Genomic DNA, 20,900 nt, shown 5'->3' on the forward strand with positions numbered 1-20,900 from the left:
TACGATCAGGATTTTTTCTGTTTATCTTTTTTAGATTTGGACTTATAGTTTAATATTTCACATAAATCCAAATCCAATACCTCTGCAATGGCGATTAAAGTTAATATCGTAGAATTAGATTGCCCTTTCTCGATAGCGCTTATCTGAGTATGTTTTACATGTGCTAACTTAGCCAGATCCCGCAGGCTGATACCTGGTTTGTCTAATGATCTTTTCTTTCCTTCCGGTCCCATATACCCCATACGGGCGTTATATAACTTTTCGCCTATCAGTTTTAAGATTTCCGCGCTTTTGATGCTGTCCAGCATAGATTATTTATTAAGCTGGAAGATGCCTCAAATTGAATAAATTATTTGTTCCATTATTTGGGTACAAAAATCCTTTCATTAAATTTGAATAGTAAATCCTAAATAAAACAAGAATTTATGAAAGTCAATCCAGGCAAGCATTTGATGAATTTACTGTTGCCCCCTTAGCTATTTCCAAACCATAGAATATTGAGATATTGATGGCAATTCGCTAATATACCTGTAACAGAAAAAGGTCGAAAATTTTCACGGACACAGGTAAGTTCAGCAAATTGCTCACCTTAAGGGTGGGCTTTGCTTGCTTATGTGTCCCAGGGAATTCGACCTCCCTCTGTTACTAAGCAATGTCAAGGCTCATTCTTTTTTTATAAACTTCTGCCTTTATACCTGCCTATATTAGCGATTCCATACTGTATTGATATTCCTTTAGCTATTCTGCCCTTATTTATCTCTAATTCTCCGTATTAATTAAAATTAATATGTATGGAAGCGCCATTAATCAATTCCGCTACAACTGTAGGGTTTAAAGGTAAATCCTACAATAAGCACCCTCAATTGTATAACCAGCCATTACGCCTCACAGAAGAGCAATCAGACAATCCCATTCTTGTTTTTGATGACTTTTTTGAAAGTTATCATTTAAACGAGACCTGGGAATTATTATGGGAATGGCTTGTGTCTGTTATCTCAAGTGCTGGAAGCATTTCTAGTGAGCCGCTTGAAAGAAGCAATCATTTCTATTTTTATGAAAAGATAGAAGCGATTATTGAAGCTGCATTTATTTTAAAATCAAACCGGCTTAAAGAAATGCAGGATAAATCAGGTTGTTCATCCCTTCCAAATAATGAGGCATGACAGAAATCGGACTTCGGTTAAAGATGTTTAGAACGCGGTCAGGCACTAAAATGCATGTGATTGCAAAAGCAACAGGTATTGCAAAGGAGACGATGTATAAATGGGAAAAAGGAACTAAGCCAAGTAACATAGTTGAATACTTTAAGCTGAAGGAGTACCTGAATAAAATGGAGAATAGGCTGGAAATAGAAGCCTTTGAAATGGAGAATCAAAACCCGGCCACATTAAGGTTGCCTTTAAACACTTCAGAATCACCTAGCCCTCAAACTGATGGTAAAGCAGCCAGCGGAACGGTAATCTTTACAAATGGTGAACCGGAATTAATTGTTGATCGTATTAATGCCCCCGTTTTAGGTGTATGGGATGGATGTATTCAGGTTAATGGGCATAGCATGGAGCCAACGTTCAGCTATGGTTGCCGGATAATAGTTTCCCGGTTGAGCGACACTCAACTCCTTAACTGGGGCCATTATTATTACATCATCGACACCAACTGGCAGGGATTTGTAAGAAGGGTTTACCAGGGCGAAAAGGATAATACTATCAGGTTGGTTTCAGATAATCCAGATCAAAGTAAATATCCGCCTATTGAAAGAAGTCTTAACCAGATTGTAGCTTTTCTTACGGTAGGCGCGTCAATTACGAAATTCTAACTAATATTTATTTATATGAAACTTAGTCAAGAAGCGCTGAAAGCAATTAATAATCCAGTCACCCGCCGCCGCTTAATGGATGTGCTGGGCTGTACTGAATTTACGATATCCAGGTATATTCAAAAGAACAGTGATAATCTTACCAAAGCGGCGGCTATGGTGGTTATCAGAGAAGTTACCGGTTTATCGGATGATGAAATGCTCTTTGCAAATAATAATGTTTTAGTCAAATAGGATGACTGAAAAGTTTTAACAATACTACTAATCAGTACCATTATACCAGAAGTCCCGGTGTGTCTACATCGGGGCTTTATTTTTGTAGGTTAGGGGTATTTTCTTCAGAATTCCTTCAATTCTAAAAGCAGGTAACGTGCAGGCAAATATGATAAAAAAAGTAGTAAACTGAGAAGCCTTAGCAAAGAAAGTTTAATTAAAAAACTTTACTATTTCACAACTTTTCAACCTGAGTTGTTCCCGTGAATTACTAAATGTCGGCAATTAAAGTTAGGCCAGGTAATTGTTGTTAATTTGCCTTATTAATAACCCCTCACTATGAAAAGGCTATTGCTGCTTGTTACTTTTTCTATTCTTTGTCTATTTTCTTTCGCTCAGACTAACGTACAACAGGATAACAGGATAAATCCTATTTTAAAAAGCGCCCTTGGTGCAAGAAGCGGTTATTACATTTATGGTAGAACTAATGCCTCGGGGTTTATTAATATAGCCGTATTAAATCAATCATCACATACATTATGCTGGTTCACCTGCCATGGGCGGTTATTTGATTCTACTAAACTCACCAACCAGGAATTTGATCAGGTAACTTCAAAACTATCTGACCCTTTTATATTATATCAAAATATTTGTGATAAATACCTGGCTGATATTGCCGCTGCTAAAGATATTTACCGGGTATATGGCGATATGCAGCTGTTCGATAAATTGAATGGCAACTATCGTGCACTATTTGCAATGGAAACGGTGCAAGTGGCCAAAACCCGACTGCAAAAATTAATAGCAATAGAAAATGTCCGTAAGAAGATTCTCACCCAGCTGGCTTATCTGAATTGTGCAAGTCCGTTAGGGCTGCATGATGATCCGCTTTATAAGATCAGTAAAGCGCAGGCTGGATCCATGATACAAATGATTGACAGCACCGTATACTATAATATTGACCCCACCAGTGCTGTCGCTAAAATTAGTTTGTATAAAAAGGCTGCAGGACAACTTTACATTCAGAACAGGTCTTCTGAAATAATAGACAGCGTAGCCATCCAGCCTGAAAAGTATGATCTTTTACAAAAAGAAAAGACAGATGTTTTTCTGTTATACCGCGGTTGGTTAGAGCTGCAATGGCAGGGAACCTTGTCCGCAATAAGAAGGCAAAGTGCGGGGTTATACAATCAAGCGAATATTCAGGATGAAAAAGAAGTTAAAGAACTCTACAACCAACTAAATATTATTGGTGCAAAGATCAATCAATTATATTCGCCCGAAGCAAAGAGTATAGAGCAGGCTGTTTATGACACCTATAAAAATGAAACATCTGAAATAAATTATATCCCCCTGTTGGGCATTGGATACAGTTTGATCCAAACAAGAGGTCAGAAAGTATACGAGCTAACCAATCACTTAGGGAACGTTCTGGTTACTGTAACTGACAAGAAGATTGGCGTATCTTCCCCTTCCAATAGTTCTTTGATCGATCATTACGAACCGGATATTGTAAGTGCGCAGGATTATTATCCGTTTGGTATGCTGCAACCAGGTCGTTCTTATCTTTCTCCCAGCGGGGATAAGTATAGATACGGATTTAATGGCAAGGAGAATGATAATGAGGTAAAAGGAGAAGGGAATCAACAGGATTATGGGATGCGTGTATATGATCCAAGGTTGGGACGGTTTTTGAGTGTGGATCCATTACAAAAGACCTTTCCTGGATTAACGCCTTATCAATTTGCGTCAAATGGTCCAGTAACAAACATTGACTTAGATGGATTGGAAAGGTATTATTATTTATATGAATGGCGTTCTAAGACAGGTTTATCGTTGGTAAAAAAATATGTTCAAAATAATGAACCAACTTTTGCCAATGAGATTTACGACATGGGTCTAAATGTAAACAGTCGATGGGAGATGGCAATGAGTGAGCGAGTTAAGGAGTATGATGGTGCTCCTATTCGATCACTGTCTAAAGGAATATTTGTGAGGTATTACGATGACAATAATAATGTTATAGGAGACAAAGAATATATCTGGCATATCCAACTTCAAAAAGCAGATCATCAAAAAAATATTCAAGACCTTCAAAACCCATCAGGGGATGGATATTTTGACGGCAGAGCTGTTGGAATGGCGGTGAATGACGGTTGGAATGAATCCTTAACAGCCTCAGTTCAAGCAGATGTTAGTTTTTCAAATCTAACCAATTATGCAGCAGGTTCACCCTCTGTTGGTGGTACAGCAACTACTACTACAGGCAGACAGGCTGCTGCAATTAATAATGGAAATTCACAGGCATCAAGTGTAAATAATAATGCTAATTCAACAGCAGGGCAGAAAACCATTCTATACCATTATACCACAGCTGAGGGGCAAAAAGGGATATTATCATCTAAAACACTTAATGCGTCATTAAAGGCGGTTAACCCTTCAGATGCTCGATATGGCGATGGTCAATATTTGTCAGATATTGCTCCCACAACAATGACAACAGCGCAATTGTCCAAAGCATTTTTAAATATACCATTTCAAGGGAAACGGTTTACTCACTATGTAGCAATTGATGTGACAGGGCTAAATGTTCAAAAAGGGCGTGATGGCGTATATGTAATTCCTAATTCGAATAGTCTAAATTTGCAAAATCGGATAGTAGGCAGTGGGCAAGTTCAAACACCCGTAAAAAAGTAATCAATGGAATATTTTAAAGCATCTTGGATACATGATTTGGTAGACGAACCTATTTTGTTTTATAGTGAGCTTGATAATGAGAGAAATGAGATAAGAAAGGTTGAAGTTTATGGAGATGGTAGTTTTGGTCTTGCAGATGCTAATTTTGAATTTGGAGGAACAAAATTGGGTTTAGAACCTGTTCCTTCAATAGAAGAAATAAACAGTGAACCTGAATTTTTGGCTCAAATTATCACTAAAGAAGAATTTGAAGAAGTTTGGGCAGAGTATATAGGTTTTTTAAAAAAGGGTTAGGCTGTCATCATGGATTAGATTTAGTACAGAAATCTGAATTCAAAAAGAAAGAGCAAATAGTAGGGTTATATGCTTTTTACTATTTTGTCAATTTCCTTAATCAGATTAACAGAAATTGTGGCAGGGTAATTTTTTTTAACAAATTCAACAAAACTGTCCTTAACGCCTGCCTGCTCCCAATCCATCACCGTAAACACCTTCAACAACGTCAGCTGCGGATTCTCATTAAATGCACATAGCACCAAATAAGGCGGACTGTAATAAAACGAGTTCTCCCACAGTTTTTGATATAACTTAGGATTCAGGCTTCTTTTAAAGTCCAGCACCAGGTCATATAAATTACAGGTAAGCGAACCCAGGTTTACAGTCTCAGCCAAATAGGGTAGACCCTCATCATGTAAAAAGGTGTACAGGTATTCCAGAAAGCCAGGTTCCATCATATCCAGCAGATCCCGGCCATAGTAGGCATATTCCGTTTTGAATAGGTCTAAAGAAAAGTTATCCCGGTTCTTATCAATAATGAACTCAATCAGCGATTCTTCCTTTTTAATAATATCCTTTACATCAGGGCCGAAAACCTCACCTCCAATTCGAGCACCATATTTAGGCTTTGAGAACAGATCAAAAAAGAAGCTCTTAAAAAAGATACTTTTCCTGTCAAAAGTCACCTGCACGTATAAGGGATGTATCAACTTACCATGAAAGTTGGTCTGCTTAAGGCGGTCATTGTAATACGTCTTATATGTTACCTGGTATTCCTTTTCCATTGTTTACTTCACTTAACGCTGCTTAACGAATGTAAGCATGTTTATAAGATTTCCTGTCGGTGTCAAAACTTTTTGGGGTCAAATCAATGCAATTTAACACAAAATAGTTTTGGTAATACGAAATACTGTCAAAACATCCGTATATTAGTATTGGGGTTGTCTTACAGGACAGTGCGAACGATAAAAATGAGGGAGGTAAGATGGATAAGTTAACACCGCAAAAGGTTCAGGATTTTTTGCGCCAACGGGGAACGATAATTACCCTTGAAGTAGCTACGGCTATATTAAACTTTATACGGAAATTAGCTAACATAGCTATTTCAAATTATCTACAAAAGTAAGCGTATGCATGGTTTTAAAAATGGGTTCATTTTATTAATTATTGCAGTCATTGCCAATAGCTGCGTTTCTAAAGTTTTTCCAGATGAAAAACTTAATATAGATCCTAATTTCTTAATGCTTTTCAATTCATTACGCCAAAAGGATACGTTTTCATTTGAAAAATTTAATGGAAATAAAAAGGTTTTTACAATAACAAAGTTTGATTCAGTGTTTAAAAATGAGAAAGGGTGGTTTATAAACGAAGCTCCCTATAGATTGCTGCAAATAAATGTGAAGGAGATTGGTGGAGATACGACTTTATTGGAAAGACCTAATGAGATATTTGTTAATAAGGATCCCGAAGATAGTGCTAGTACATTGGGTATAAACTTTAATAACTTATACTATTTTGCTGATAATGTATTGCCACCAATAAATGATAGTGCTAAAATGATTAACGATCTTAAAATAGATCATTACTATGTATTTGAATCATTTCTAAGATTAAAGAATCAAGGAGATGTACAGGTTTTATATATAAATCGACAATTTGGCTTTCTTGGCTTTAAGACATATTCGGGTGAATATTGGAGTCGGGTTGCAGATTAAATATATATCGGTAGCGGGCCAAAGTTTTGTTTTGGTGCAATGAACCCTGAAGATTAAAAATTTCGAATAAATTTTATAAAAAAGTACGTGCATGAAGATTGCAGATTTGTACATTAGGGTGAGTACCGATGAGCAGGCAGATAAAGGCTACTCACAACGTGACCAGGAAGAGCGTTTACGCAAGTATTGCCAAATTCAAAACATCGAGGTACGGAAGGTCATATATGAAGATCATTCGGCAAAAACCTTTATCCGGCCAGAATGGAACAAGTACCTTATTTTCCTGCGAAAAAATAAGAACACCGCCGACCTGGTACTATTCATCAAATGGGACAGGTTTAGCCGCAATGCCGATGATGCTTACCAGATGATCAGTACCCTTCGAAAGCTGGGAATTGAACCCCAGGCCGTAGAACAGCCGTTAGATCTTTCCGTACCTGAAAATAAGATGATGCTGGCTTTTTATCTGGCCGCACCGGAAGTTGAAAACGATCGCCGGGCATTGAATACTTTTCACGGAATGCGCCGGGCTAAAAAAGAAGGTCGATACCTGGGCATTGCCCCAACCGGTTATATAAACCGAAACTCCGAAGCCGGAAAGAAATACATTGAACCGCACGAACAACAGGCCAGCATCATGAAATGGGCATTTGAGACGCTGGCAGAGGGATGTTTTAATGCCGAACAGATTTACAAAAAGGCGAAAGAAAAGGGCCTAAAGAGTACCAAAAGTAATTTCTGGATGAATATTAGAAACCCGCTGTATTGTGGCAAAATTATAATTCCAAAATATAAGGACGAAGAAGCGCACTCCGTAAAGGCACAACATGAACCGCTGGTTTCTGAATTGTTGTTCTGTCAGGTGCAGGACGTGCTGGGCGGCCGACAAAGGCTGACTAGGAAGAGCGTTTATGCAGGTATTGTCAAATTCAGGAGATCATTCGATAAAAACCTTTTCATAACGACCTTGTGCAGGATGATGGAAAAGCAGCCGGTCCTGAGGTTGTTATAAAATTGCCTTTTATTTATGATTAATGTTATTTGTTGGTAGGGCTTACTCCATTGAGTTTAGCTAACCTTATGATTTCGCTTTTGTAGTTAGTCATGTAGCCATCTTTCAAGCCGTCAATTAATTCTTCCAGGGTGGTCTTGTAAAGTTTAGCAGGAAATTGCTTTAAGAATCTAAATAATTCTGAAATTGCTTCTTCGTCCCTGTCCAAACTTGCGTAAGTGACATATAGCCACAATGATGCAAGTTCATATTCTGGATTTAACTCGGTCGCCTTTTTAAAAGAATGCAACGCATTATTTCTTTCTCCTAGATCATCATAAACACCCCCTAATACTGAATAAACAATACCTAAACTTTTATCATTCGGGTAGTTGTCCAATATTTTTAACAATACTTCGACTGAAGTTTTCAACTCCCCATTGTCCCTGAGGTCCGTTGCTAATTCAAACATGCTGTCAATAGTCGTCATCTGTTTTTTGTCAAATAATGTTAAGTTCAGCTTTTTTTAGCACAAATACAACTCAGATAGGGTTTAAATTATCCCGATGTACCGTGCATTGATAAAGCAACCCAATGAAAATCTAACGATTGACGGATTTGGAGTTCGAACCACCCGGCTCAATGAAGCTGTTTCGCCAAAAAAGAAACAGGACAAGAGGAAAAAATCCGTCTTGTCCTGTCTGGTGACCCCGTCTGGATTCAAACCAGAAACCTTTTGATCCGTAGTCAAATGCTCTATTCAATTGAGCTACGGGGCCGTGTTTTTCGTGAATGGGCGGCAAAAATATACCTATTTGATATTCCACCCAAAAAAAACATCTAAAATTCTAAATAAAATTTTCCTTTTACCCTGAATTCCAGCCATTAGGCCACATTGATTATCTTGCCCCTGGCATATCAAATGCGTTATCACCTAAAAGGTCATTGTTATGAAAATTCAATGCTGGTCAATTGGTAAAAACCACGAGTCTTACGTAAAAGAGGGGATTGAGGACTTTACCCGCCGGTTATCGAAGTATTTCCCTGTTGAATGGAATCTGATCCCCACCCCTAAAAACGCGGGTATGCTCAGTGAAATGGACCTGAAGAAAAAAGAAGGGGAGACCATTCTGGAATGGCTCAAGAAAGACGATTATCTGGTCTTGCTTGATGAGCGTGGCCATTCTTATACTTCTCCTCAAATTGCAGAGTTTTTGCAATCCCGGGCCAATGACAGCGTTAAAACCCTCGTTTTCCTCATCGGTGGCGTTTATGGGGTGGATGAAGCGGTTTTTAAAAGGGCCAATATAACCTGGTCAATCTCCAAACTGGTATTCCCTCATCAGCTGGTTCGGTTGATCCTCGCCGAACAATTATACCGTGCCTGCACTATTCTTAGAAATGAAAAATACCACCACAGTTAACGGCTAACGGGTCAGGGATTTTTAGTGATCCATTACCGGCATTTTCATGGCTTCACAGGGACCAGCCAGGGACCTGGAAGGGATTTTATGCCTGTTAGGTCCAGGTAATATTCCTGTTTGGTGGGCGGAATACAGGGTTTGTATAGAGCGTAATGGTAGTCTAATGGCCTGGGTATTGCACCGGAATTCTCCAGGGAGTGTCTGAGGATGCTCTTGGAGCCAATCCCATGACCATATCCAGACAATACCTGGACAATACCTAGACAATACCTAGACAATCCCTAGACAATACTTAGACAACTCCCAGACAACTACACCACATTCCTGGTCCGGTAAAGCGGGTTGCCGGGCTTTGTAGGTATAGAGTAACCTGGATGGTCTCTTGATAGTTATACAATTCCCTCACTTTAGTGCCGCATTTCCTCCATTGATTCAATGGAGGTAAAGTATAGGAATAGTGAAGGATCAGTATAGGCAAAGCGAAGGAAATAAAAACCGTCACCGGTTTTCGACCATTCGTCCCACCGGTTTCTGCTGAACCGTCCCACTTAAAATGAAATTTCAGTGGAGAAATTGCTATTCGTCCCACCGTTTTCCGAAGCCCGTCACAGCGGTTTCCGAAGCCCGTCCCATGATGGAGTTGTCGTGTGAAGGTAATGGGTACCTTTGTATTCGTATACGGTAGTTCTTTGATTTATTGGAGAAAGGAAGTCGGGAGTTGACCAGTTGATCAGTTGACCAGTTGACGAGGAAGTTGATATGGTTGATAGGGTGACAGGGAAGTAGGTCACCTACGCCAAGGCTTCGGCGAACGAAGGAAGTAGGAAAAATCGGGCGGCGCAAATTGGTATTAATCTAGACAGTCGCGAGTCATCTGCCGTCTGCCGTCTGCCGTCTGCCGATTCACGTCCGGCGACTTAGTTGTCCAAAAGCTTCTTTTTACTGTAAAGTATCAAAATAGTAGATCTTCTCCCGCTTAGCCGATCCACCAAAGATTCCCAACCCGTTTACAATATTGCCGGTGGGGGATACCAGCTGGTTGGTAGGTACCGAACCAAAATCTGTTTTGTACTTTTCGTACAACTTAAGGTATTTGTACAGTTCCTCGTTTACCGATTTTAACTGCAGTCGAACACGGCCTTTTTGTTTGGGATCAACAAAGAACTGTTTATCTATATACACAGTTGTTTTATAGTATTCCCCATTGAATGTTGCATCGGGAAAGAAAATACGTCTGAATGGGTTCGTGAGTTTGTCCAGTTTGGCATTTTCCGACTGGCCGTCTTCGGTATATAAATTCAACCGGGTATACTTGTTCAAACCAACCGTGTCGGTCAGGATCCTTATACCTGGCGTGTTTTTTACCGTTTCATAAAAATCCTTGCCTGCTTGGGTATCGTATGAATAGCGCTTTCCCTGATTAATATAGAAGTGATTGTTGCGCACCATTTCTTTTACGGCTTCAATAATATAAAACTCATCATAGTCCAGCGAATCTTTCCAGGTAATATTCACCGCTAACACATCTTTATCATAGTACTGCGTAGAGGCGCTGTCTGTAGCGATCAGGTGAGGTAACGTGGGAATATGCGTAGATGCTTTTACTACACCCAGGGTTGGGTGATTGATCTCTAACACATACGTAGTATTGGCTTTAAACCGTTTCTTGTTGGTAAATACCGACGTAGGATTGTTGATGAATTGTTGAGAGTAATTGGGCTGTAATACCCAGCTGGCGGCATTTTCTTCAGTTATTGTAACCGTGGCATCGTTTACTTTTTCGAACCTGATCAGGCTGCCGTTTTCAACCTTTATGGTTTTGCCAATGGGTATTTTAACAGAATCCTGTGCCGTGATCTCTGCCAGCACTACCAGTTTGTCATCCTCGAACTGATCGCTCGAGAAATTCTTTTTACAGGCGCTTATAACAAGTACCAGCAAAAGCAGAAAATAATATGTTGCGCTGTTTTTTATCATGTTTTAAAATGCCACGGTATAGGAAATGTAAGGTGTTACCTTAAAGAACTGGTATTTGGTAGTTACTACCAGCGACCGTTTACCCAGGGTGCCTTCCAGGTCATATACATACTGGCTGGGTGACCCATATATATTATATACTCCTACTGTTAATCGTGATTGTAAGGGGCCGCCGCCTAATCTGTGATAATTGCTGGCCGATACATCTAACCGGTGATAGGGCAGTGTACGGTACATTTTAGCGGTAGATGAATGATAGATCAATCGGTATTCCCGGGGCGCCAGCGGATCACTGATCTGTTGTGCATCATCAAAGTCGGGATATACCTGGTTGGGAAGGTTATATACATCACCGGTAGCAAACATCCAGAATGAAGAGAAGCTCCAGTGCTTATTGTATTTGTATGTGGCAGCAGCATTGATCTCGTGGCGGCGGTCGTATTTAAATGGAAATTTTGCTCCATTATTCAGGGCTGCAAACTGCCGCCAGTTCCACGACAAAGTATAACTTACATGTAAATACCAATTGTCGCTAACGTGCTCAGCTTTTGTTTCCAGTCCATATCCCCAGCCCTTGCCCAGTTTTACGCTTTGCCCCCAGTCAGCCGTATTTAAGAACAGGTTTTGTCCTTCCGCGTAATTCGTCACATTCTTCATTTGTTTATAATATACGTCGGCATAAACAGACACCTTTCTATTGTTGCGATGGCTGAAACCCAGGTTGAACATATCACTTTCTTCAGGGTTCAACTCTCCGGTGCTGGGCACCCAGGCGTCGCTGTTGATACCCATATATGGGTTGGTTACCATATGCAGGTACTGGGTCATCCGGTTATAGGATGCATCGAGCTGGTTATGTTGATCAAATTTATACACCGCATACAGGCGCGGTTGCCAGGAGGTATATTTATAATTATTGTGCTCGTAAAAGGAAAGGCGTACCCCTGGCCGCAGGAAGAATTGTTTGCCGGTCCTGAACTCGTTTTCATAGAACAGCGCCAGTTCGCGGAATGATAAAGGAGGAAACGCGCTGAAATCGCCGGGGCGGTCAATAAATTCGGGTGATACATTGGTATCGAATGGGCGAATACGGGTATAGGAGGCCTTGCCGCCTACGTTTATTTTTATATTGTTGGTTGGTGAGATCTCCAGGGCAGTACGGGCTGTATATTGGTTAATGCTGGAGTAGGTATTGTAAACCCGGTTCTGTACCAGCCGGCCTAAACTATCGTATAGATTATACCGGAAACCGGCCAGGTTATCGTAATTGCTGATGTTAAAGGACGAGTTGATGAAGGCCCGCGAACTGATCAGCCGGTTCCAGTTTAAGGTGGCGGCTTTATTGCCCCAGTTTTGCTGGTTATTGGTATAGTTCTGGTGTAATTGCATGGCATCGTGCCCCGCATAGGCATTCACCATGATCTTATCTTTTTTGCCCAGCCATTGGGTGTACTTCACATGCAGGTCATAAAAGTTAACATCTATGCCCGATTTAAGCATGCGCAAAATGGGGTTGATCCAGCTTTGACGGAACGATACCATAATGGAGGAGCGGTCTTTTTTTATGGGTCCTTCCAGGGTAAAAGAACCGGCCAGCAAACCAACATTGGCTTCCCCTTGCCATTTCTGCATATTTCCATCCTTCGTCATTACATCGATCACCGATGATAACCCGCCGCCATATCGTGCCGGAAAATTCTTTTTGTACAGGTACATCGATTTCAGCGATGTTTTATTTACGATCGACAGCGTGCCCAATAAATGGGTGGGGTTGAAGATGGGGTTCCCATCCAGCAGAAAAATATTTTGATCGGGGCTGCCACCACGTACCAGCATTCCATAAGTGATCTCAGGAATATTCTTTACACCCGGGTCTAAATAGAAAGATCGCAATACATCCGATTCACCCAGAATGATGTCGTAACCGGCGGCATCTTTGGACGCTTTATTTTCTTCCACTTCGGCGGCCGGCGGCGTGGTTGTTACCGTTACTTCCTCCTCGATGTCATTTTTGGGAGTCAGGTAAACGTCCATGAGGGTATTCCCTTTTAGGTTTACCTCTACCTGATGGGTTTTGTAACCGGCATAGGAGAGATACAATACATTCTTTCCTTCGGGAAGCAATAAGGTATAGTAACCATGATTGTTTGAATAGCTGCCGCGTTGCCGGTCTGGCTGCCAGATAGTGGCATCGGCCAGGGGCTCGCCACTCACATTTTCTTTAATGATACCGTAAACCGAATACCAGGAAATAAAAAAATCTTCCGGCAGGGGATTGGGGGCCGGAGTAATTATCAGCTTGTTGTTTTTTTCAATCAGGTTTATCTTTTGGCCTGCCAGTACCTGGTGCAGCACTTCGCCAATGGTTTCGGGCGATCCGGTGAGAGTAATGACCTTGCCGGTATCTAAAAAATTGGCCGAATATTCAATAATAGTGGGGCTGTGCTGATTAATGTCGTCGAGAAAATTACGAATGGAGCCTTTTTGAAAAGATGGATTATAGGAACGCGCAAATGAACTAACCCTTTGAGCCTGGGTTAATTGTACACAAATCATAAGAACCAAAAATATGCAATACAGTCTTTTCATGCTATAACTCAAGCTATAGCCTGCGATTCACCTGGTTTTTTTAAGCCAATATGTACAAAGAACTAATTTAATTTCGATAAAATAACATTTTATCCTTTTCTTTTTTTACTTGGAAACCGGTGATCAGCTTGAGTTCTTCCAGTACCTGTTCCAGAGGTTGGTTATTAAAATGAACAGTTACGGGAATGGTGTTGGCAGAATTTGGCAAACTGGGGTCCAGATCTACTATAATTCCGTAGTAATGAGAGATATCTTGTAGCACTTGTGGAAGTGCGGTATTATTAAAATTAAGTTGGCCCGATCTCCAGGCTAAAAAATTAGTGTCAGCTACCTGATCCTGGTAAAAGTGATGGTCCTGTTTTAAAACAGCCCGTTGACCTTTGGTGAGATAAACCTGATTATTGTGTTCTTTTTTATCAGCTACATTCACTTTACCGGTAACTACCACTACTTCATCGTCTGCATCGGTGGAATGAACCAGGAAAGAAGTGCCGAGCACTTTTACTTCAGCATGATCGGTTATTACTAAAAAGGGTTGATGTTCATTATGTTGTACGGTAAAAAAGGCTTCACCGGTCAATTTTACCCGGCGTTCTTTTTTATCGAAATGCTTCAGGTATTGGAGCGTGCTGCCTTTGCGTACGGTTACCACCGATTGGTCGGGCAGTGTAATATTTTCGTTTTGGGCTACCGCTGTAAAAGATTGCCATTGAGAGGAGCGTTGCCACCAATAACCACCCGCTGCCATACCCGCCACTATTAAAATAACGGCCGCAGCTTTTGAGGTAGAGGAGAAAAATCCAGAAATAATGAGGTGAAAAGGCTTTTTGTCCCGGGCTGTTAATTGGGCGATCTGGTCGTCCAGTTTTGCCCAGGCAATATCCGCATTAAATTGAGGTTCAGCCAGTAAGCGGCCGCTTTTTTGCCAAATAACAGCCATGTCATCAAATTCCTGTTGACAGGCCGTGTCTGATTGCAGCCATTGTTGCAGGTCAGCTAATTCCTGGGGAGTGGCTAATCCCTGCAGTTGTTTTGCTATAAGGCTAACTATATGATCTTTTTCGTTCATTCAGTATGTGGTGCTGTTGTAAAAACATTAAATTATTGTTTACCCCTACTTTATGACGTCAAAAACATAAAAATTGTGCACAGAAAAATTGTCAATCCCTGTTTTTTCCGGATGTAGGACCGTAAGATCTTTAATGCTTTACCCATTTGATTTTCAACCGTTTTTATAGAAATCCCAAGTGAATCGCTGATCTGTTTGTAAGTAAGGTTGCTCACCCGGCTTAATACGAATACTTCCCGGCATTTGGGCGGCAGGTTTTCGAGCGCATTCTTTAAAAGGGTATCATAATCGGCTTCAGGAGTAGCGGAAGGGCTGGGGCGTTCTTCCCCGGGTGTATCAATGATCTCCTGGCCATTGAAATCGCCGAGCACCGTTTTTTGTTTTTTTTCCTGAAAGCTCAGGCAATTGTTGCGGATGGCAGTATACAAATACCAGGTCAGTTCTTCTGACCCAATAAGATTTTGCTTTTTTTCCCAAACCCGCAAAAAGGTCTCCTGAACAATATCCTCACAACTATGCGGTTCTTTTACAATAGTATAAGCATACTTGCATAGCGGTTCGTAATGTTTATAAAAGGTTTCCTGGAATAATCGATATAATTTTTCAGCCTCGTGCATATGGGCGTACGGGAATCATTTCATTAAATGTAATAAAAAGTACAATGGCAATGGTATAGGATGATGCCACAATATACAAGATACCCGGCAATGTGCAATAAAGGAGGAGGACTGAAATGGTGTTACTTAATAGTGGGCAGTCCTGAGTTATGGAGAGAAAATAACATATATATACAGGTTATTTGTCTTGCCGGTAATTTTTACCAAACTTATTTTGGCTGTAAGCTTTAATATTCGATATTCGTTTAGTTACATACAAAGAGGGGGATTTTAATAACTGCAAATAAATTTCAAACCAACCTGGTTGCGCAGGAAGGGGGACGTATTGAGGAATGAAACATAATTTTCAGGACAAGTCTCTTTTACAGGAGTTTAAAAGAGGTGATGCAAATGCATTCAGGGCCGTGTATGATATGTTTTTCCCAAGCCTTTGTTTTTTTGCAAAACGATTGGTTGACAATGAAGGGGAAGGGGAGGACATTGCCGCCGACAGTTTTGTGAAACTGTTGAACCGGCACGACTCCTTTGATACATTGCCAAACATCAAAGCATTTTTGTACATTACTACCCGTAATGCCTGTTTGAATTATCTTCGTTATTCGCAAAGGCAACACTCCTCAAAAAGAGAACTGAACAGACTACAGGAAAAAACTGAAGAACATGCACTGAGTCATATGGTGCATGCGGAAGTGCTGCGCGAAGTGGAGTTTGAGATTGAACAACTTCCCAATCGCTGCAGCGAAATTTTTAAGCTGATCTACTATGAACGCAGGTCGGCCGATGAAATAGCTGAACTATTGGGGATTTCGATCAACACCGTTTGGGTGCAACGGGCCAAAGCCATCCAACTGATACGTACCAACCTGTTAAAAAAAGGTATGCTTACCGCACTGTTATGCTTTCTGGTAATGACCGATAACAATCTGAAAATGTAATCATAGATCCAATTCTTAGTTCACTGTTCATTGAACCTGAAACCGGCAGTCGGCCCCCGACAAGTCGGGAGACGGCAAACGGCAAACGGGAGACGGCAAACACACCTTCCAGGCGACCGGGAGACCAGGTCCTTCGATTGCGCTCAGAACTCACTCAACAACCCTGTAACCCAATAACCTAAGAACCCAATAACCTAAGAACTTAAAAACAGAAGCTTAGAATCAAGAAAGCAGGACTTTATACTGAAAACTGTGAGCCTGGAACCCGAAACCCCGTAACCCCGAATCCGAAATATTTCCACTTTGTATAAAGGAGTAACATTGAAATAGTGTTTAAATATGTATACGAGGTCATGTAATTATGGACACTGAATTGAATACATCAGGCATGGAAGAAGTAGATTATTTGGCAGCCTTGCTGCTGAAGCAGTTACGGAATGAAATAACCGAAGCTGAACTACAATTCCTGGAGAACTGGAAGGCCAGTCACCCTTCTCATGCCCTGGTAAGTGAGCTGGTAAATGATAGTGTTCAATTGCAGAACGACCTGCTGGCCATGAAACAGGTTGATATGGAAGGCAGGTGGCAACAGATCAGTGCTCAGGTTAATCTGTTGAAAAAGCCGGTGCCTTTGTTTCGTCGCTGGTATACTTACGCGGCAGCTGCGCTGGTATTACTGATCGCCGGTGCTATTACCTGGCCCTACTGGAAGACCGCCAAAGCCCCGGAACCAGTGGTGATAAATGAAAAATATCTCCCTGCTAATATTAGTATCTCACCCGGTGGAAATAAGGCCGTGCTTACCCTTTCCAATGGATTGGAAATAAACCTGGAAAATGCGGCCAATGGAAAAGTAGCGCAGGAAGGGAATGTAATGGTGATGAAGCAAAAGGAAGGGGAGGTGAAGTACGAACAGACGAACAGCCCCTCGGGCGATGTAATGGCCGGAGAGATTTTGAATACTTTAAGTACACCCCGGGGCGGACAATACTCCCTGGTATTGCCAGATGGCAGTAAAGTATGGTTAAATGCAGCTTCCTCTATAAAATACCCCACTCATTTCGCAACCCATGAAAGAAGGGTGGCCATCACCGGTGAAGTTTACTTTGAAGTAAAAAACCTTTCCGCAAAAAGAGGAAAAAGAAAGCCTTTTATTGTAGATGTGCTTTCAGCAACTGGAAGTCCGGGCGCGGTAGTAGAAGTGCTGGGCACTCAGTTTAACGTTATGGCGTATAACGATGAAAGCGCCATTACGGCAACCCTTGTAAATGGAAAAGTGAAAGTGTCAGTACCGTCTGCCCAGGATAACAATTTCAAATTATTAGTTCCCGGCCAACAGGCACAAATTGCACAGGCATCAAATGCGGTGGCCACAAGCGAGTTAATTAAAGTAGTGAAAGTAGATGATATGGATGATGCACTGGCCTGGAAACGAGGCTTTATTTCTTTAAACAACTCTGATATCAAATATATCATGCGTTCGCTTTCCCGCTGGTACAATATAGATGTAAATTATCCCGGTAAAGTACCTGATTTTAAATTCACCGGTTCCATTCCCCGCTCAGAGAACATCTCCACCGTGATCAAAACAATGGAGTATGCCGGAGTACACTTCAAGCTGGAGAAAAACAATACGATAAGCGTGTTGCCATAATTATTATTCCTGCTTTCACCGACTGTTTATTGGCTTTCATAAAAAACAAATGCGCCGGTAATGGACATATTGTATTAACCGGATGAGATGTAGGAGCGAGCGTTTTTGGCCATGCAAACCCTCACAATAGTATGCAGTGGCTTAACCAATTTCCGGTAATCCATAGTATGCGATCACTACCAGCGCAGGAGTATAACACTAATCATACAAGACCATGATAAACCTTATCTTATGAAATATAGACGATGGAACTTACAGTTGAAGTAACGGATTGGAAAGCTTTTATAAATAAGAATTATCATCACCTGAGATAAAGCCGCTCACATAAAGATACAATACCGGGTAAGCGATTTCCAAATTTCATGAAGGGAAACATTTTGCCAAAAAAGTCAAAAACGGATATTTATTTTAAAGGCATATATAGTCAATTATGGCTAACTAACAAACTCAATAACAAACTTACTTATTCTACATGCTCTTTACTACGTTCCCTTGCCGTTATATTATAATACTTTTTAAACGCCTTTGAAAAAGCACTAAGGTTGGTGTAGCCCACTGCTGAAGCCACCTGCGATACGGAGAATTTTTTGCCCGATAATAACTGCCAGGCTTTTTCCATGCGTACATCCCGTAAATAGTCGGCCGGACTGCTTTGATATAACTGTTGAAAACCGGTCTTTAATTTATAATCATTCAGTCCGGTAAGCAGGGTCAGTTCCTTTAAGGTCCAGTCTTTTTTAAGATCGGCCTCCATTTTGGTCCTGGCCTGATATATTGCCTGTGCTTCGTCCATGGAAAGCGATACTGGTTCCCACATGGGGTTTTCGGAAATGTTTTCGAGACAGGAGGTCAACAAGGTCAATGACCTTGCATGCAGGGACGTTGCCGGGCGTTTACCAGCCTGCATTAATTGATACACCTGGGTTAACAGCGGACGGTTGGCTACCTGGTTTACCGGCGTTAACATGGCGGGTTGCTGTTGAATAACTTTTTTATGAAAATCATTCATAAGAACTAAAGGTGGTAGCTTTTGAGACAAAACATATACGGGATAATGAATGTCAATAGAAAAGTACACTCCGGCATTTTGAAAATGAATACGGTGGTTTTGAAAAGGAAAATACAACAGGTTGTATCCCTGCTCATAAAATAACAGGTTGCCCAGCCCTTCAATATGATAATGAAGATGATTGATAAGATGGAATCGTAATTTTAATAAAGGCTCAAATTCCTGCATTGTGATGGTGCAGCCCCGGTTCATTAAAAAGTGTTGTAACCTGATGGAAATACCTTCGGTTTGTAATTGTTGAAATAGTACATGGCCGAAATCACCCGATGCTGATACTGATGAGGCGCCGGGGATAAGATAATTAGTCAGCATTTCAGGAAGCTGATCAGTAAAGGACAGTTCCTTGTAATTATCTGCAATCAATTTTATTTGCATACCTACCAATGATTTTATGGGCCATTTTTCACAAAATGATTCACCTTGCCTGCCCAGGTTGACAATAGCATACACCTCCCGGTAATGGGTTGTATTTTTGAGAACAACGATCAGTAAATGAAATCCAATCAGGTGAAACACCTATTGCCAAACGTTAGAAATTGTTCCGCTAATGCAGTGCGATCATCAGGCCCTTGTGGGAGTTTTGTAGGTATGCTTATATGCATGTAGAGATAGCAACTGCACCGGCTAAAGATAAGGGAATTTTTCCCCAATCACTTACGAAATCGGATTTAAAATTAGTGTTAAAACTAACGGTGGTTTTTAACCGGAGTGACACAAAAAAACAGCTGCCGATGTTCGTTTCGCCAAAAAAAATAGTTTACTTTACCTGTAAACGTTGATCTTCCCGCAGCAAGGTGATTTTAATAGTGCAAAAACATCACCTTTATCCGATACCCCAGTTTTTTTTAAAAATAGTCACTCTATCTTATCTTATATGACAACCTTATCCCCTAATTCACTTTGCCAATCCCTTGACGCAAGGAAAGAACAACCCATTGTATTTCAAAAAGAGCTGGTGCCGGGCTACCACATCAGTCTTCGCCCCGTATCAGTGCACACCGATCAGGATATAAACGCCATTCACAATTGGCTGTCGGCCGGCTATGGCCAAAAGGCGGGGCTGCCCATTGACCAGCTGCGTGTATTTTTTATTTTGATGGGCGAAAGCACCTATGCGCAGGCTTTTATGGTAATGCTGAACCACCATACTCCCATTGGCCAGTTTGAAGTATACCAGGTTGAACAGGATGAATTGAACGATGCCATTGATACCGGTGAAAGTGATTATAGAATGTATATTCCTGTAATGCCGGTTATAGAATCACATCCTGATGTAACCATACAAATACTGCATGCCTGTCTTCACTATTTCTTTTCCTTTTCTGAAGTGAACCGGATCTTTTGGGTAGTACCCGGAAATGATAAAGAGCGTAACAGAATAGCCATAAAAACAGAAGGGCTATTATATAAAACTTTAGACCAGGGAGGGCCGGATGCCGATCAACCCGCGAAAGTTTACCAGTATAAGCGCGTGCAGATTTAATGTCGGTACATAGTCATATTAAGTAATTTTATCATTCCCGGTGGCCCCATGGCCTCTTATTTAAAGTAAAGGCATCATTAACACTATATAGATCAATTAGCAAAAACGTTTGGGTAATGCATTACCCATTTTGGGGAAGCATGCCCTGAATGGGGATGATATATAGTAATATGATCAACTGTTTATGTAAAAAACTGACCCAAAAACTGTATGAATCACGACAAAAAAAACGGAACGCTGTTTGAGAAACAACACAGCAATATTGTATTGCAGCAAACAGCTAATCAACCCCAACGAAAGTTAGCCAATCGGTTGCCATACAATCCCCATGGTAATAGCTCAATAAATTTTAAAAGAAAATTCTAAATAACCTGA

The 20,900-nt window shown here is 40.9% G+C and carries 20 protein-coding genes and 1 tRNA gene; 12 read left to right on the forward strand and 9 right to left on the reverse strand.

All coding sequences use genetic code 11. From position 1 onward, the window contains the following. Positions 1 to 5 precede the first annotated feature (5 nt). On the reverse strand, positions 6 to 308 hold the full coding sequence (locus J7I42_RS22670) for a helix-turn-helix domain-containing protein (protein WP_209141162.1): 303 nt from the start codon (positions 306 to 308) through the stop codon (positions 6 to 8). Between the two features lie 483 nt (positions 309 to 791). Between J7I42_RS22670 and J7I42_RS22675 the strand changes: the two genes are divergently transcribed. The 5 genes from J7I42_RS22675 (at position 792) to J7I42_RS22695 (ending at position 5,020) form a co-directional block, all read left to right on the forward strand. After that, a complete protein-coding gene (locus J7I42_RS22675) occupies positions 792 to 1,163 on the forward strand; it encodes a hypothetical protein (protein WP_209141163.1) in 372 nt (123 codons plus the stop codon). Further along, entirely contained in the window at positions 1,160 to 1,816 is a 657-nt protein-coding gene (locus tag J7I42_RS22680) for a LexA family transcriptional regulator (protein WP_209141164.1), read from the forward strand. Before J7I42_RS22675 ends, J7I42_RS22680 begins: the two co-directional genes overlap by 4 nt. Before the next feature lie 15 nt (positions 1,817 to 1,831). Beyond that, on the forward strand, positions 1,832 to 2,050 hold the full coding sequence (locus tag J7I42_RS22685; RefSeq protein ID WP_209141165.1) for a hypothetical protein: 219 nt from the start codon (positions 1,832 to 1,834) through the stop codon (positions 2,048 to 2,050). A 318-nt stretch (positions 2,051 to 2,368) separates the two neighbouring features. Then, positions 2,369 to 4,726, forward strand: a complete 2,358-nt coding sequence (locus J7I42_RS22690; protein ID WP_209141166.1) for an HYD1 signature containing ADP-ribosyltransferase family protein — start codon at positions 2,369 to 2,371, stop codon at positions 4,724 to 4,726. Between the two features lie 3 nt (positions 4,727 to 4,729). Further along, entirely contained in the window at positions 4,730 to 5,020 is a 291-nt protein-coding gene (locus J7I42_RS22695) for a DUF6881 domain-containing protein (protein ID WP_209141167.1), read from the forward strand. 65 nt (positions 5,021 to 5,085) lie between these two features. Here J7I42_RS22695 and J7I42_RS22700 read toward each other — a convergent pair whose 3' ends face one another. Next, complete coding sequence (locus J7I42_RS22700) at positions 5,086 to 5,787, reverse strand: hypothetical protein (protein WP_209141168.1); 702 nt, start codon at positions 5,785 to 5,787, stop codon at positions 5,086 to 5,088. 345 nt (positions 5,788 to 6,132) lie between these two features. On the opposite strand from J7I42_RS22700, the gene J7I42_RS22705 reads away from it, so the two are divergent. Next, complete coding sequence (locus J7I42_RS22705) at positions 6,133 to 6,717, forward strand: hypothetical protein (RefSeq protein ID WP_209141169.1); 585 nt, start codon at positions 6,133 to 6,135, stop codon at positions 6,715 to 6,717. A 91-nt stretch (positions 6,718 to 6,808) separates the two neighbouring features. Then, on the forward strand, positions 6,809 to 7,729 hold the full coding sequence (locus J7I42_RS22710; RefSeq protein WP_209141170.1) for a recombinase family protein: 921 nt from the start codon (positions 6,809 to 6,811) through the stop codon (positions 7,727 to 7,729). 25 nt (positions 7,730 to 7,754) lie between these two features. Here J7I42_RS22710 and J7I42_RS22715 read toward each other — a convergent pair whose 3' ends face one another. Together J7I42_RS22715 and J7I42_RS22720 are read right to left on the reverse strand one after the other, a co-directional pair. Next, positions 7,755 to 8,198 carry a hypothetical protein gene (locus J7I42_RS22715; protein WP_209141171.1) on the reverse strand — a complete coding sequence of 148 codons (444 nt, stop codon included), beginning with the start codon at positions 8,196 to 8,198 and terminating at the stop codon, positions 7,755 to 7,757. Positions 8,199 to 8,410: 212 nt separating this feature from the next. Beyond that, positions 8,411 to 8,487: transfer RNA gene (locus J7I42_RS22720), tRNA-Arg, on the reverse strand. A 171-nt stretch (positions 8,488 to 8,658) separates the two neighbouring features. Between J7I42_RS22720 and J7I42_RS22725 the strand changes: the two genes are divergently transcribed. Further along, positions 8,659 to 9,132 (forward strand): 23S rRNA (pseudouridine(1915)-N(3))-methyltransferase RlmH, encoded by a 474-nt coding sequence (locus J7I42_RS22725; protein WP_209141172.1) that lies wholly within the window; start codon positions 8,659 to 8,661, stop codon positions 9,130 to 9,132. Positions 9,133 to 10,071: 939 nt separating this feature from the next. Here J7I42_RS22725 and J7I42_RS22730 read toward each other — a convergent pair. The 4 genes from J7I42_RS22730 to J7I42_RS22745 form a co-directional block, all read right to left on the reverse strand. Then, a complete protein-coding gene (locus tag J7I42_RS22730) occupies positions 10,072 to 11,109 on the reverse strand; it encodes a DUF4249 domain-containing protein (protein ID WP_209141173.1) in 1,038 nt (345 codons plus the stop codon). Positions 11,110 to 11,112: 3 nt separating this feature from the next. Next, on the reverse strand, positions 11,113 to 13,665 hold the full coding sequence (locus J7I42_RS22735; RefSeq protein WP_209141174.1) for a TonB-dependent receptor: 2,553 nt from the start codon (positions 13,663 to 13,665) through the stop codon (positions 11,113 to 11,115). Between the two features lie 100 nt (positions 13,666 to 13,765). Next, entirely contained in the window at positions 13,766 to 14,767 is a 1,002-nt protein-coding gene (locus tag J7I42_RS22740) for a FecR family protein (protein ID WP_209141175.1), read from the reverse strand. A gap of 50 nt (positions 14,768 to 14,817) precedes the next feature. Further along, a complete protein-coding gene (locus tag J7I42_RS22745; protein WP_209141176.1) occupies positions 14,818 to 15,384 on the reverse strand; it encodes an RNA polymerase sigma-70 factor in 567 nt (188 codons plus the stop codon). A 332-nt stretch (positions 15,385 to 15,716) separates the two neighbouring features. Between J7I42_RS22745 and J7I42_RS22750 the strand changes: the two genes are divergently transcribed. Both J7I42_RS22750 and J7I42_RS22755 read left to right on the forward strand, forming a co-directional pair. After that, on the forward strand, positions 15,717 to 16,319 hold the full coding sequence (locus J7I42_RS22750) for an RNA polymerase sigma factor (protein WP_209141177.1): 603 nt from the start codon (positions 15,717 to 15,719) through the stop codon (positions 16,317 to 16,319). A gap of 361 nt (positions 16,320 to 16,680) precedes the next feature. Beyond that, positions 16,681 to 17,973 carry a FecR family protein gene (locus tag J7I42_RS22755; protein ID WP_209141178.1) on the forward strand — a complete coding sequence of 431 codons (1,293 nt, stop codon included), beginning with the start codon at positions 16,681 to 16,683 and terminating at the stop codon, positions 17,971 to 17,973. A gap of 463 nt (positions 17,974 to 18,436) precedes the next feature. On the opposite strand, the gene J7I42_RS22760 is transcribed toward J7I42_RS22755, so the two are convergent. Beyond that, complete coding sequence (locus tag J7I42_RS22760; RefSeq protein ID WP_209141179.1) at positions 18,437 to 19,417, reverse strand: helix-turn-helix transcriptional regulator; 981 nt, start codon at positions 19,415 to 19,417, stop codon at positions 18,437 to 18,439. Between the two features lie 499 nt (positions 19,418 to 19,916). On the opposite strand from J7I42_RS22760, the gene J7I42_RS22765 reads away from it, so the two are divergent. After that, the gene (locus J7I42_RS22765) at positions 19,917 to 20,525 is read left to right on the forward strand and encodes a GNAT family N-acetyltransferase (protein ID WP_209141180.1); all 609 of its coding nucleotides are present in this window, start codon (positions 19,917 to 19,919) and stop codon (positions 20,523 to 20,525) included. Positions 20,526 to 20,735: 210 nt separating this feature from the next. Further along, entirely contained in the window at positions 20,736 to 20,891 is a 156-nt protein-coding gene (locus J7I42_RS22770) for a hypothetical protein (protein ID WP_209141181.1), read from the forward strand. Positions 20,892 to 20,900 lie beyond the last annotated feature (9 nt).

Source organism: Niastella soli (assembly GCF_017742245.1).
GTDB classification, from domain to species: domain Bacteria; phylum Bacteroidota; class Bacteroidia; order Chitinophagales; family Chitinophagaceae; genus Niastella; species Niastella soli.

Excerpts from the sequence above, each read along its gene's own strand:
- J7I42_RS22670 (WP_209141162.1), bottom strand. The coding sequence starts at position 308 with ATGCTGGACAGCATCAAAAGCGCGGAAATCTTAAAACTGATAGGCGAA.
- J7I42_RS22675 (WP_209141163.1), top strand. The coding sequence starts at position 792 with ATGGAAGCGCCATTAATCAATTCCGCTACAACTGTAGGGTTTAAAGGT.
- J7I42_RS22680 (WP_209141164.1), top strand. The coding sequence starts at position 1,160 with ATGACAGAAATCGGACTTCGGTTAAAGATGTTTAGAACGCGGTCAGGC.
- J7I42_RS22685 (WP_209141165.1), top strand. The coding sequence starts at position 1,832 with ATGAAACTTAGTCAAGAAGCGCTGAAAGCAATTAATAATCCAGTCACC.
- J7I42_RS22690 (WP_209141166.1), top strand. The coding sequence starts at position 2,369 with ATGAAAAGGCTATTGCTGCTTGTTACTTTTTCTATTCTTTGTCTATTT.
- J7I42_RS22695 (WP_209141167.1), top strand. The coding sequence starts at position 4,730 with ATGGAATATTTTAAAGCATCTTGGATACATGATTTGGTAGACGAACCT.
- J7I42_RS22700 (WP_209141168.1), bottom strand. The coding sequence starts at position 5,787 with ATGGAAAAGGAATACCAGGTAACATATAAGACGTATTACAATGACCGC.
- J7I42_RS22705 (WP_209141169.1), top strand. The coding sequence starts at position 6,133 with ATGCATGGTTTTAAAAATGGGTTCATTTTATTAATTATTGCAGTCATT.
- J7I42_RS22710 (WP_209141170.1), top strand. The coding sequence starts at position 6,809 with ATGAAGATTGCAGATTTGTACATTAGGGTGAGTACCGATGAGCAGGCA.
- J7I42_RS22715 (WP_209141171.1), bottom strand. The coding sequence starts at position 8,198 with ATGACGACTATTGACAGCATGTTTGAATTAGCAACGGACCTCAGGGAC.
- J7I42_RS22725 (WP_209141172.1), top strand. The coding sequence starts at position 8,659 with ATGAAAATTCAATGCTGGTCAATTGGTAAAAACCACGAGTCTTACGTA.
- J7I42_RS22730 (WP_209141173.1), bottom strand. The coding sequence starts at position 11,109 with ATGATAAAAAACAGCGCAACATATTATTTTCTGCTTTTGCTGGTACTT.
- J7I42_RS22735 (WP_209141174.1), bottom strand. The coding sequence starts at position 13,665 with ATGATTTGTGTACAATTAACCCAGGCTCAAAGGGTTAGTTCATTTGCG.
- J7I42_RS22740 (WP_209141175.1), bottom strand. The coding sequence starts at position 14,767 with ATGAACGAAAAAGATCATATAGTTAGCCTTATAGCAAAACAACTGCAG.
- J7I42_RS22745 (WP_209141176.1), bottom strand. The coding sequence starts at position 15,384 with ATGCACGAGGCTGAAAAATTATATCGATTATTCCAGGAAACCTTTTAT.
- J7I42_RS22750 (WP_209141177.1), top strand. The coding sequence starts at position 15,717 with ATGAAACATAATTTTCAGGACAAGTCTCTTTTACAGGAGTTTAAAAGA.
- J7I42_RS22755 (WP_209141178.1), top strand. The coding sequence starts at position 16,681 with ATGGACACTGAATTGAATACATCAGGCATGGAAGAAGTAGATTATTTG.
- J7I42_RS22760 (WP_209141179.1), bottom strand. The coding sequence starts at position 19,417 with ATGCAAATAAAATTGATTGCAGATAATTACAAGGAACTGTCCTTTACT.
- J7I42_RS22765 (WP_209141180.1), top strand. The coding sequence starts at position 19,917 with ATGACAACCTTATCCCCTAATTCACTTTGCCAATCCCTTGACGCAAGG.
- J7I42_RS22770 (WP_209141181.1), top strand. The coding sequence starts at position 20,736 with ATGAATCACGACAAAAAAAACGGAACGCTGTTTGAGAAACAACACAGC.